The organism is Pseudomonas pergaminensis, from assembly GCF_024112395.2.
GTDB classification, from domain to species: domain Bacteria; phylum Pseudomonadota; class Gammaproteobacteria; order Pseudomonadales; family Pseudomonadaceae; genus Aquipseudomonas; species Aquipseudomonas pergaminensis.
This window is the reverse complement of record NZ_CP078013.2, coordinates 6,007,638-6,020,375: the sequence shown is the minus strand read 5'-3', so window position 1 is coordinate 6,020,375 and position 12,738 is coordinate 6,007,638. Positions and strand designations below refer to the sequence as shown.

The 12,738-nt window shown below is 60.2% G+C and carries 8 protein-coding genes and 1 tRNA gene; 1 reads left to right on the top strand and 8 read right to left on the bottom strand.

Annotated elements, in window-relative coordinates; all coding sequences use genetic code 11:
• Positions 1-16 precede the first annotated feature (16 nt).
• The 4 genes from KUA23_RS27465 to KUA23_RS27450 form a co-directional block, all read right to left on the bottom strand.
• Positions 17-811, bottom strand: a complete 795-nt coding sequence (locus KUA23_RS27465) for a carbon-nitrogen hydrolase family protein (protein WP_100492011.1) — start codon at positions 809-811, stop codon at positions 17-19.
• A gap of 10 nt (positions 812-821) precedes the next feature.
• Entirely contained in the window at positions 822-2,504 is a 1,683-nt protein-coding gene (locus KUA23_RS27460; protein WP_099493332.1) for a flavin monoamine oxidase family protein, read from the bottom strand.
• A 167-nt stretch (positions 2,505-2,671) separates the two neighbouring features.
• Positions 2,672-3,118, bottom strand: coding sequence for an Lrp/AsnC family transcriptional regulator (locus tag KUA23_RS27455; protein WP_010206997.1), 447 nt, complete (start codon positions 3,116-3,118; stop codon positions 2,672-2,674).
• 39 nt (positions 3,119-3,157) lie between these two features.
• Positions 3,158-4,027, bottom strand: coding sequence for a LysR family transcriptional regulator (locus tag KUA23_RS27450; protein WP_099493047.1), 870 nt, complete (start codon positions 4,025-4,027; stop codon positions 3,158-3,160).
• A gap of 113 nt (positions 4,028-4,140) precedes the next feature.
• Between KUA23_RS27450 and KUA23_RS27445 the strand changes: the two genes are divergently transcribed.
• Positions 4,141-4,566: a VOC family protein gene (locus KUA23_RS27445; RefSeq protein ID WP_252993139.1), complete on the top strand. Its 426-nt coding sequence runs from the start codon at positions 4,141-4,143 to the stop codon at positions 4,564-4,566.
• Positions 4,567-4,611: 45 nt separating this feature from the next.
• Here the strand turns inward: KUA23_RS27445 and KUA23_RS27440 are convergent.
• The 4 genes from KUA23_RS27440 to dnaG form a co-directional block, all read right to left on the bottom strand.
• Positions 4,612-4,688 (bottom strand) — tRNA-Ile (locus KUA23_RS27440).
• Positions 4,689-4,704: 16 nt separating this feature from the next.
• Positions 4,705-8,448 (bottom strand): bifunctional diguanylate cyclase/phosphodiesterase, encoded by a 3,744-nt coding sequence (locus KUA23_RS27435; protein ID WP_252993138.1) that lies wholly within the window; start codon positions 8,446-8,448, stop codon positions 4,705-4,707.
• Positions 8,449-8,569: 121 nt separating this feature from the next.
• Positions 8,570-10,420: an RNA polymerase sigma factor RpoD gene (gene rpoD, locus KUA23_RS27430; RefSeq protein WP_034109669.1), complete on the bottom strand. Its 1,851-nt coding sequence runs from the start codon at positions 10,418-10,420 to the stop codon at positions 8,570-8,572.
• A 67-nt stretch (positions 10,421-10,487) separates the two neighbouring features.
• Positions 10,488-12,461 carry a DNA primase gene (gene dnaG, locus KUA23_RS27425; protein ID WP_078050435.1) on the bottom strand — a complete coding sequence of 658 codons (1,974 nt, stop codon included), beginning with the start codon at positions 12,459-12,461 and terminating at the stop codon, positions 10,488-10,490.
• Positions 12,462-12,738: the final 277 nt, after the last annotated feature.

Here is a 12,738-nt window from a genome sequence, read left to right as displayed (position 1 = left end):
TAACAAACCGGCTGGATCAGGGCTTGTGCAGCGCGCCGTATAACTCAGGGCGACGGTCTTGCAGGTAGTGATTGGCAGCGCGGGCGTCGAGGATCGACTGGCGATCAAGCTCTCCGACGATCAGCGCTTCATCCAGGCCCGCCTGGGCAATGCGCTGGCCATTCGGCGCGGCGATGCTGCTTTGCCCGCAGTACTGGATATCGCCTTCGTGCCCGCAGTAATTGGCGTAGGCCACATAACATTGGTTTTCAAAGGCCCGCGCCCGCACGGTTACATCGGCGACAAAGTCGAACGGCACCATATTGGCCGTGGGCACCAGGATCAATTCGGCACCTGCGAGGGCCAGGCGCCGGGTGTTTTCCGGGAACTCCAGGTCGTAGCAGATCAGGAAACCCAGCTTCCAGCCGTTGAGCTCCACCAGCGGGAAATCATCGTCGCCGGCGCTGAACATCGAATGGTCCAGATCACCAAACAGGTGCGTCTTGCGGTAGTTGCACACGCGCTGGCCGTGGGCGTCGATCAACTGCACGGCGTTGTAGATCTGGCCATCTTCGGCCCGTTCCGGGTAGCCGTACAGAATTGCCAGCCCGGCGCTTTTGGCCAGTTCGCCAATTGCCTGCGCCGACGGCCCGTCCTGTGCCTCGGCCAAGGCGCCAACGGCTTCGGCGCCGATGTTGTAGCCGCTTAGGAACATCTCCGGCAGCACCAGCACATCGGCGCCGGACGCCTCATGCGCCAGTTGATGCAGGCGCTTGAGGTTGCCGGCCACATCTAAAGGCAGCGGTGGGCATTGGTACAGGGCGACACGCATGTTCAACTCCTTAATCCGCCAGGGCGATCGGCCCGATTTCATCGAATACATCCCCCGGCCCCGGGTTCTCCGGGTGAGTGCTGCCGCCGAAGTGAGTCATGATGCCCCATACCGCGTTCAGCGAGGTTTGCACCGCACCCTCCACCCACGCAGGGGTCCAGGACACATCATCACCGGCGATAAAGATTCCGCGTTGCTCGGCGGGCATGTCCTTTTGCATGAAGTGCGCATACATGCGCTGGTTGTAGCGATAGTGGCCCGGCAGCGCGCCCTTGAAGGCGCCGAGGAAATGCGGGTCCGCTTCCCAGGACACGGTGATCGGGTCACCGATGATGCGCGCCTTGATATCGACTTTCGGGTAGATCTTTTTCAGTGCGTCGAGGGCCAGTTTCACGCGCTTGTCGATGGGCTGCGGCAGCATTTTCAGGGCGTCGCTCATCCACGAGTAAGACAGGCAGATCACCCCTGGCTTGTCGTCACCGTTATCGAACAGGTAGGTGCCACGGGTCAGGCGATCGGTGAGGGTCATGCTCATCAAGTCGCGCCCGGTTTCCGGGTCTTTGTCTTTCCAGAACGGGCGGTCGACCATCACGAAGGTTTTAGATGACTGCATGTAACGCGTGCGGTCCAGGGCCATCCACATTTTTTGCGAGAACAGGGTCTCGTCGCATTCGATCTGGGTGGTCAGCAGCCAACTCTGGCAGGTGGTCAGCACTGCGGCGTATTCGCGGGTGTCGCCGTAGTTATCGGTGACCGCAAAGCGGCCATCGGCGGCGTGGGCAATGCGTTTCACGCCGGCGCGCGGCGCGCCGCGGTGCAGCGAACTCAGGCTGGTGCCGGCCGGCCAGTGGGCGCATCGCTCCGGGACATGGCGCCAGATGCCCATTGGCACTTGTGCCACGCCACCGACCACCAGGTGTTGGTGGTCGTCGCAGTTGGTCATCACCACGCGGAAGATTTCCAGCATCGAGTTGGGGAAGTCCGAGTCCCAGCCACCCGTACCGAAGCCCACTTGGCCGAACACTTCGCGGTGCAGAAACGACAGCTTGGCGAACGCCTTGGAGGTGGCGACGAAGTCGTAGAAGGTGCGGTCGTCCCACAGCGGTACCAGCTTGTTCCACAGCGCTTTGAGGCGTGGCACGTCGCGGTCACGGATGGCTTGCTGGATATCCCCGAACTGCGAACCGGCTTCCAGGGCATCCGCCCAGGCGTCAGCCACTTCCTGGAACAGTGCTGGCAAGTCGGAGAGTTTTTCGGCGTAGTGGGTCTGGCCTTCGAGGTCGATCACCGTGCTGCCGGACGCTGGCGTCAGCGGGTTGGGGAAGGGTTTGGTTTCCAGGCCGAGCTTGTCCACATAGTGGTAGAAGGCGGTTGATGACACCGGGAAGCGCATGCCACCCAGCTCTGCGATGATGCCTTCGGCGCCTTCGAAAGTTTGCGAGCGCAGGCGGCCGCCCATTTTAGAGGCTTCGTACACCACCGGCTTGAGGCCCAGTTTCATCAGTTCGTAAGCGGCCACCAGGCCCGCAATCCCGGCGCCGACGATCGCCACTTCGGCGCCGTGGTTGGCGGCGGGGATGCTGCCCAGGCCGGCCGGGTGTTCGATCCAGTCATCAAAGGCAAACGGAAAGTCCGGGCCAAAGATGGTGATGGGTTTCTTGCCGTCGGCGGGGTGGCGATTGGTCTTGCTGATGGTGCTGGACGGAATGCTCATGGCTGACCCTTACTGGCGACCTGGCGGGCGTGACCCGCTGAGTATAGGAAAAGATGGCAGCCAGTTTAGGGAGCGTAGCGTTCGTTAATAAGACGCAATGTGTCGTCGAATTGAACTGTTTTTAGTCGAAATGACGAACATGTTGATCAGATTGGCTGACCGCGATCCAATTTGTTACTCAGGATGATCGATGTAGTGGTTTTCTCTACCCCGTCCACACTGCCGATTTGGTCCAGCAACTGGTCCAACTGTTCGGGCGAATCCGTGCGCAGCCAAGCGACGTAATCGAACTCGCCACTCACCGCGCACAACTGCTGCACCTGTGCCATCGCACTCAACCTTCGCAACACTTCCTTGCCCGAGCGCGCTTGCACGGTGATCCCGACGTAAGCCTGCAGACCACCATCGACCACGCGTTGCCCAAGGCGCACGCCATAACCGGTGATCACCTGGGTTTTCTCCAGGCGTGCCAGGCGTGACGTCACCGTGGTGCGCGCGATGCCCAACTGCCGGGCGAGCATGGCCACGCTTTCGCGGGCGTTGATCTGCAGGGCGGCGATCAGTTGGCGATCAATTTCGTCTAGGGCGGGCAAGGCGAGGGCTCCGATAAGGGGGGGCAGTGTGCGTGCATCTTACAGGCTGGCATCGGCGAGCAGGCAGCGGGTAAACAGTTGCGGTACGGGGAGGTGGTGTTGGCTGTAGCGACTGAGCAGGATGATTTCGCGGTGAAAAGTCAGGCTGCCCAAGGGGATGATTCGCACGTTGGGCGAGCGCTCCAACCACAACCCAGCCTGAGGAATCAGCGACACGCCCAGGCCGCACTCGACCATCTTGACGATGGCTTCCAGCTCATCCAGCTCCAGCGCCATCTGTACATCCAGCTTCTGTTCACGCAGGAAACGGCTGACCAACCGACCGCCGAACGACGCACGGTCGTAACGCACATGGGGCTGTGTCGCGAGCAAGTGCAAAGGGTCATCGCCGGTCAGTGCATGAGGCACGACCAGCGCAAATGGCTCCTTGCGCAGTACCTGTACGTGCAACTCCTTGGGCAAATCAAAGGGCGGTCGAATGATGATGGCCGAGTCCAATTCGCCAGCGTCCACCCGGCTCAACAGCTCCAGGGAAACGCCCGGTATCAACTTGCACTCCACCGTCGGCGCCGCCTGACGCAAACGCACCAGCGCCTGGGGCAGCAGGCCGGTCTGCGCGGTGGTGATGGCGCCCACTTTCAGTTCGCCCCGGTACTCGTTGGCATCCACGGGCACGGCCATGCGATTGAAGGTTTCCAGGATCTCCCTGGCCAACGGCAAGGCGCGCAAACCGGCTGCATTCAACGTGGCCTGGCGCCCGGTACGGTCGAACAACTGCACGCCAAGCGCCTGCTCCAATTGACGAATCTGCGCACTGACCGCCGACTGCGTCAGCCCGATATGCATGCCCGCCGACGCAAACGTGCCGTGACGGGTTACCGCAATAAAGGTTTTCAATTCGCGCAGCATGGGCGTCTCGATTGATCGAAATAATTTGAGCTCGGCGCAAAAACTATCGTCTTTTCATCGCCAGGAGCAAGGCTAAACTCGGGGGGACTTAATGCCCACAGAGGTTTGACCTGATGACACTCGCACCTTTTCACCTGGCAATTCCGGTATACGACCTCGCCGCTGCGCGGCATTTCTACGGTGAAGTCTTTGGCCTTGAAGAGGGGCGTTCCAGCGAACACTGGGTAGATTTCAACTTCTTCGGGCATCAGTTGGTCATTCACGAACACCCGAAAACCGCCTCCCAGGAGTCAGCCCACACCAACGCGGTAGACGGCCATAACGTGCCCGTGCCGCATTTTGGCGTGGTGCTGGGCTGGGAAGATTGGCAGGCCTTGGCAGAACGTCTGCGGGCCAGGGAAACCCGTTTTGTGCTGGAGCCGCATATTCGGTTCAAGGGGCAGGTGGGGGAGCAGGCGACGTTGTTTCTGTTGGATCCATGCGGGAACGCGCTGGAGTTCAAGGCATTCCGGGATATTGGGCAGTTGTTTGCGAAGTGAGACTGCCAGACACACGAAAGCCGCGCAATGCGCGGCTTTCTTGTTTGGTGGGCCCACACGGACTTGAACCGTGGACCAAAGGATTATGAGTCCTCTGCTCTGACCAACTGAGCTATAGGCCCTGTAACAGGTCGCGGATTATAACGATGGTTTCCCCGCTGTGCCATCCGAAAAATCCTCAATGCTTATACGAAGAAACGTAGCAGCAAAAAGCTCCGGTGGTAACGGCAGGCTGACGATGTAGCCTTGCATCTGTTCACAGCCTTCGGCGGCCAGGAAGGCTTGCTGTGCGGGGTTCTCCACGCCTTCGGCAATGATGGTGAATTGCATGCTGTGGCCCAGTGCGATGATGGCGCGGACGATGGCAGCATCGTGGGGGTCATCAGGCAGGCCGCGGACGAAGGATTGGTCGATCTTGAGGAAGTCCAGCGGCAAGCGCTTGAGGTAGCTGAGGGAGGAGTAGCCGGTGCCGAAATCGTCGATGGCCAGTTGCACGCCCAGGTCCTTGAGTTGGTGCAGGACTTCCAGCGCTTCTTCGGCCTGGCTCATGATGAAGTTTTCGGTGATCTCCAGTTGCAGGCAGCCAGGGTCTAGCCGGTAGTCGCGCAGTAGCTGTTCGATGCGACCGAGCAGGCCGGGGTGGCGCAGTTGGGCGCCAGCCAGGTTCACCGACAGCGGGCCGAAATCGTCGAACGTGCCTTGCCAGGCGTGCAGTTGTTGGCAGGCCTGTTCCAGTACCCAGTCGCCGATTTGCAGGATCATGCCGTTCTCTTCGGCCAGGGCAATGAAGTGTTCGGGCGGCACGTCGCCAAAAGTGGGATGGCGCCAGCGGATCAGCGCTTCGGCACCGATCAGTGCCTGGGTCTCCAGGCTCAGTTTCGGCTGGTAGTACAGGCTCAGTTCGTCGCGCTCGATGGCGCGACGCAGTTCATGTTCGAGTGCTACGCGTTCGTTGGCTTGGGCGGTGAGGTCGCGTGTATAGCTTTCGACGCGGTTGCGCCCTTTGGCCTTGGAGCGGTACATCGCGGCGTCGGCGTTCTTGACCAGGGTGGCGACGTCGGTGCCGTCCTGGGGGTACAGGCTGGTGCCGATGCTGGCGCTGATAAAGAACTCATGCTCACCGGCCTGGAACGGCGGCGTGAAGCAGGCCAGCAGTTTATTGGCCAGGTACTGGGCGTCGCTGGCGTGTTGCAGGCCGGGGAGCAGGATGATGAACTCGTCGCCGCCCAAGCGAGCGACGGTGTCGATGTCGCGCAGTTGTTCCTTGAGGCGTACGGCGATGTCTTTAAGCAGCAGGTCACCGATCGGGTGGCCGAGGCTGTCATTGATGTGTTTGAAGCGATCCAGGTCCAGAAACAGCACGGCGCCTTGCTTGCCGGTTTCTTGTTGCCCGTTGAGAGCCGCCTGCAGCCGGCTTTCAAACAGCGTGCGGTTGGGCAGGCCGGTCAAGGGGTCGTGGTGTGCCTGGTAGTCCAGGCGCGCCTGGGCGAGCTTGAGGCTGGAGATGTCGGCAAACACCGCGACAAAGTGGGTGACCAGGTGTTCTCGGTTGCGCACGGCACTGATCGTCAACCAGCTTGGGTACAGCTCGCCGTTCTTGCGGCGGTTGGAAATCTCGCCCTGCCAGTGACCCTGCGCGGTCAACTGGTGCCACATGGCGGCGTAGAAGGCGCTGTCATGCAGGCCGGAGGCTAGCAGGCGAGGGGTCTGGCCGAGGGCTTCGGTTTCGCTGTAGCCGGTGATCTCGCTGAAGGCACGGTTGACGGCGCTGATGTTCTGCTGGGTATCGGTGATCAATACGCCTTCTGCCGTGCTCTCGAACACGGTGGCGGCTTGTTGCAGTTTTTCCTGCATCAGTTGGCGCTCGGTGATGTCCCGCGCGATGGTCAGCATGCAATCGTCGTCGCCGATCGGCAGTGGGCGGCTGGACAGCTCACAGAGGCGAATCTGGCCATCGCTGCGGCGTATATGGCAGACGAAGTCGCGCACAAAACCATCGCGCTGCATCAGCTCGAGCATGTGTTTGCGTTCATTGAGATCGACCCAGATGCCCAGGTCCAGCGTCGATTGGTCGAGGGAGGCCGCGCTATTGATGCCGGTAATCCGACTGAAGCCATCGTTCACTTCAATCAACAGGCCATCGCGCTGTCGGCTCAGCAGCAAGCCGTCGGGGGAGGCGTGGAATGCCTTGGCGAACTTCTCTTCGGAGGTCTGCAGCTGTTGCTGGGTTTCCTTGAGCTGAGTGATGTCGCGAACCACCACCACAATGGCTTCAACGGTATCGAGTTGAAACGGCTCGGCGGAAATCAACCCGGTGAAGGCTTGGCCATTGCTGCGCAGAAAGGGCATTTCCAGGTTGCGGATGCTGGTGGTCTGCACCCGTTGCAGCAGGTCCGGCCCCACGCCCTGGATACCCCAGATATTCAATTCGGTAGCGGTTTTGCCCACCACTTGTTCGGCCTTGAGACCTATCTGGTCCTCGAATGCCTTGTTGACCTCCAGCAGGCAGCCATCGGACAGGCGTGCAATCACTAACATGTCCGGGCATTGCTGGAATACCGAGGCGAATTTCTGCTCGGACAGCTGCAGGGCTTCCTCGGTGCGCTTGGCTTCGCTGATATCGATCATCAAGCCGCGCAGTACCGGCTCATGGCCGTGTTCGATCAGGCTGACGATGTCGCGCACCCACAGGCAGCGGCCGTCGGCGGTGATTACGCGGTAATCGATGCTGTGGTCGCGGTTGGCGCGGGTCTCGCGGTAGCAATAGGCTTCGGTGCGCGTCAGGTCGGCCGGGTGAATGATGTTGCGCCAGAAGCCCGGAATCAGCCAGTGCGCACGGGGATAGCCGAGTAACTCCTCGGCATGCGGCGACACGTAGCTGTAGGTGAAGTCGGTGACACTGGCTTCCCAGGCGATAGCGGACAGGCTCTCCACCAATCCGCGATAGTGGTATTCGCTGCTGCGCAACTCCTGTTCTAGGGCGACGCGGCGGGAAATTTCCGAACTGAGCCGGCGATTGATCCGAATCACTATGGCCAATACGGTGCTCAACAGCAGCACGGCGGGCAGGCCGTATATCAGCAGGTCCGCCCAGAACGTGCGATGGTCGGTAAAGCTGCCGACCCAATGTTGCTGGATCGCGTCGGTTTCCTCTGGGCTGAGGTCGGCCAGCACCTTGTCGAGGATGCCCACGAGCATCTTGTTGTCGCGCGGTACTCCCATCGCCAATTGGTAGCGGTAGGGCGTTTCGCCGCTGACGTACAAGCCGTCGAGCTTGAGTTGGCGCAGGCTCCACACACTTGAGGCGAGGTCGCCGACCACCGCATCCACTTCATCGGTGGCCAGGGCCTGCAGCGTCGAGCTGACGTTGGGCATGGCCACCAGGTTGAGATCGGGATGATGGGTGCGCAGCAGTTCATGGGGGGCGTAGTTTTCCACCACGGCAATCTTCAAGCCGTAGAGGTCCTTCAGGGTGCGCGGTTTGGCGCCGCCTTCATGGGCCAGGATGACGATGGGAAAGTCCAGGTACGGGCGAGTGAACGCCATGTAGCCCTGGCGCTCGGGCGTAGACATGATGCCGGGCAACAGGTCGAGCTGGTTGTTGCGGGCTTGCTCCAGCACGGCGCTCCAGTTAACTGGCTCGATCAACTTGACCCGCACACCCAGGCGATCCTGGATCAGGCGCACGTAATCGGCCGCCAAGCCTTGGTAGCGACCCTCTTCGTCACGGTATTCAAAGGGTGGCCAAGAGGCGTCCACCCCCAGGCGCAACTCCTGATGGTCCGCCAGCCAGCCACGCTCATCATCGCTAAGAGTCAACGCGCCAGCCGTTGCGGTCCAGGTCAGCAGCGACAGCAGTAACACGGCCGGCAGTCTGGGCATAACGGTCTCGTTATGGCACGGGGAATATTTCGAGTGTAGACGGGCATTGCGGGGGAGGGGTGTTGCTTGGGATTTTATCTGTAGAAAGCAAAACCCCCGGCCTGGGCCGGGGGTTCTGGTATCACTCGTCGAGGAAGGAGCGCAGATGCTCGCTTCGCGTCGGGTGGCGCAACTTGCGCAGCGCCTTGGCTTCGATCTGACGGATCCGCTCACGGGTCACGTCAAACTGCTTACCGACTTCCTCAAGGGTGTGGTCGGTATTCATGTCGATGCCGAAACGCATGCGCAGTACCTTGGCTTCACGGGCAGTGAGGCCGGACAGTACGTCACGAGTCGCTTCTTTAAGGCTCTCAACGGTGGCGACATCGATTGGCGACTGCATGGTCGAGTCTTCGATGAAGTCACCCAGATGGGAGTCTTCGTCATCACCAATCGGGGTTTCCATGGAGATCGGCTCTTTAGCGATCTTCAATACCTTGCGGATTTTATCCTCAGGCATTTCCATGCGTTCGCCCAGCTCTTCCGGGGTCGGTTCGCGACCCATTTCCTGCAACATCTGCCGGGAAATGCGGTTGAGCTTGTTGATCGTCTCGATCATGTGCACCGGAATACGGATGGTGCGGGCCTGGTCGGCGATCGAGCGAGTGATCGCCTGACGGATCCACCAGGTGGCATAAGTCGAGAACTTGTAGCCGCGACGGTATTCGAACTTGTCCACCGCTTTCATCAAGCCGATGTTGCCTTCCTGGATCAGGTCGAGGAATTGCAGGCCACGGTTGGTGTACTTCTTGGCGATGGAGATCACCAGACGCAAGTTGGCTTCGACCATCTCTTTCTTCGCGCGGCGGGCCTTGGCCTCACCGATCGACATACGACGGTTGATGTCCTTGATCTCGGCAATCGTCAGACCGGTTTCGGTCTCAAGCGCGGTCAGCTTCTGCTGGCAGCGAATGATGTCCGGCTGCAGGCGACCAATGGCTTCGGCGTATTTCGCCTTGCCCTTGGCCAGTGCGTCGGTCCAGCTTTCGTCTACTTCGTTGCCCGGGAACTGGCGCAGGAAGTCGGCACGCGGCATGCGCGCATCACGGACACAGAGCTGCATGATCGCACGCTCTTGTGCACGCAGACGCTCAAGGGCGCTGCGAACACGCTCAACCAGGCCTTCGAATTGCTTCGGCACCAGCTTGATCGGCATGAACAGCTCAGCCAGGGCCAACAGCTCGGCAATCGCCTGCTTGTTGCCACGACCGTGCTTTTTCAGCGCCTTGCGGGTGATTTCCATTTGGTCGGAAACCGCACCGAAACGCTGGGCAGCGATGATCGGGTCTGGACCGCTTTCAACTTCGTCTTCATCGTCGCCGCTGGCTTCAGCGTCGTCGTCTTCGGAGTCGTCGTCGGCTTTTGCAGCCTTGGCATCGACAGGCGGCGGCACTTCGGCGGCAGGCGGCGCGATGCCGTCGTCCGGGTCGATGTAACCACTCAGGACGTCGGACAGGCGGCCACCTTCGGTGGTAACGCGGGTGTACTCGGAGAGAATATGGTCAACCGTGCCAGGGAAGTGCGCAATTGCGCCCATCACTTCACGGATGCCCTCTTCGATACGCTTGGCGATTTCGATTTCGCCTTCGCGTGTCAGCAGCTCGACGGTACCCATTTCACGCATATACATGCGCACAGGGTCGGTGGTACGACCGATATCGGTCTCCACAGCAGCCAGCGCGGCAGCCGCTTCTTCAGCGGCAGCCTCGTCGGTATCGGCGTCCGCCAGCATAAGGGAATCCTTATCTGGCGCAGCTTCGAATACGTTGATCCCCATGTCGTTAATCATGCGGATGATGTCTTCCACCTGCTCTGGATCTGAAATATCCTCAGGCAGGTGGTCGTTGACCTCCGCGTAAGTCAGGTAACCCTGCTCACGACCGAGAACGATCAACTCTTTGATACGAGACTGCTGTTGCGCTTTTCCGGACATAACACCCTATCCACTGAAGGTCTTGGCGGGCAAAAAACAAGCCGAGGATTATACCCGAGCTATGACCTCACACGCCAGCTGAGGTCGGGTTTGATGCGGAAACATTCTGTTTTAAGAGGTCGCGCATCTGTTTTGCTATCTGAATTTGCTCTTCAGCCGATAATCCCGGCTGCCTTGCTCTCTTGATGAGTTCATCGAGGGTCTGCGTGTGCTGACCCGCGGATAACCTAGTAATGGTGTCTAAAAACTGTTGTTCAAGGTTATCGCCGTCAATTAGCCACTCCTTTTCTGCGAGGGCTTTCAATAACCGGCCTTGTTCGGTGCCATGCCAACGCGCCATCAACTGAATTGAGTTTAGCTTAGGATTTTTCTGTACCGCCTCGATCAAGGCGATCAGCACCTGGGCGTAGGTATTGCTCTCGTTGGCAAAGTGATCGGCGCTCTCGACCTTTTCCGCCAGTTGCGGGTGGTGGATGAGCGTGCGCAGCGCAATCAATGTCGGCGCTTCCACAGCAACCGGGGTGCGTGGGGCATAGGCCTCATCGCCGTCACCGCGCTTGCCGTTTTTGCTCCAGGGTTTCTTGTCCCATTTCTTGCCGCCGGCGCCGGGTTTCTTCGGCGTCCATTCCTGCTGGGGCGCGTAGGCTTCCTGCGGTTGATGGAAGTCGGAATAGTCCGGCATGGCGTCGTAATCCATGCCTGGGTCGTAGGCCGGTGGCGCTGCATCATGGGGTGCGTTGTGCACCAGCTGGCTGACGGCTTCACCGCTAAGCCCAGTGATTTCCAGCAAGCGCATGCGCATCAACGATTTCAGGTTGGCGCCGGGTACTTTGTCGATCAGCGGGGCGGCGAGGGTGGCCATGTGGGCCTTGCCCTCGAGGGAGCGCGGGTCGGCTTCTTCGGTCAGTTGCTGGAAGAAATAGTCTGCCAGCGGCTGTGCATGTTGATTGATGCGCGCGCGAAACGCGTCGGTGCCTTCGGAGCGCACCAGGGTGTCCGGGTCTTCGCCTTCGGGCAGGAACAAAAAGCGCGCGCGACGGCCGTCCTGCAGGCTCGACAGCGTGGCCTCCAGCGCACGCCAGGCAGCGTTTCGGCCCGCCTGGTCGCCGTCAAAACAGAACAGCACACTGGGCACCACGCGAAACAGGCGTTTCATGTGCTCTTCGCTGGTAGCGGTGCCGAGGGTGGCGACGGCGTTGCGCAGGCCCTGTTGGGCGAGCGCGATCACGTCCATATAGCCTTCAACCACGATGATCTCATCGAGGTTGCGGTTGTTCTTGCGCGCTTCGAACAGGCCGTAGAGTTCCTGGCCTTTGTGAAACACGGGGGTTTCCGGCGAGTTCAGGTACTTGGGCTTGTCGTCCCCCAGCACGCGGCCACCAAAGGCGATGATGCGGCCCCGGCTGTCGCGGATCGGGAACATCACGCGGTCGCGGAATCTGTCGTAGCGCTTGCCGGTCTCGGCGTTTTCCACCAGCAGGCCTGCGTCGATCATGGCTTTTTGCTGGAGAGTGTCGCTGCTCAGGTGCTTGTACAGGTTGTCCCAGCCGGGCGGGGCGAACCCCAGCCCGAAGTCGCGGGCGATCTCACCCGTGAGGCCGCGACCCTTGAGATAGTCGACGGCTGCCTTACGTTGCGGATGGCTTTTAAGCGCCTGACGGTAGAAGTCGGCAGCGGCAGTCAGCAACGGGTACAGCGGCGAATCCGTGGGTTGCCGCGGTTTGTGCGGGCGCCCACTTTCTTCGCGAGGGATTTCCATGCCGGCGGCTTTTGCCAGTTCCTCGACGGCCTGGGGGAAGTCCAGGTTGTCGTGGTCCATGATGAAGCCGAGGGCATTGCCGCCCGCGCCACAACCGAAACAGTAGTAGAACTGCTTGTCGGGGCTCACGCTGAACGACGGGGTCTTTTCCTTGTGGAACGGGCAGCAGGCGGTGTAGTTCTTGCCAGCCTTCTTCATTTGCACGCGCGAGCTGACAACATCGACGATGTCGGTGCGGTTCAGAAGGTCGTCAATAAAGCTCTGGGGAATCAGCCCGGCCATGGCGTTCTCGTCATCACTGCGTGTAAATGAGGGCCCGTGAAGTGTTCAAGCGCACGTATCGAGTGCTCGAGCATCTAGCGACTGCATGGGGTGTACGGAAGTGTATCTGCCGAATATTCACTGACGTTAATTTCTGATCAGTTATCGGTGTGGAAATGTTGCCCCAGCGTCCGGTCTTGGCCAATGGCGGGCCTCGGATACGCTTCGATAGGCACAGTCGACACAGTGGGTCGCCTGTTTACAAAATGAGTGTGCTCGTCAGTAGCCTTGTTAGGCT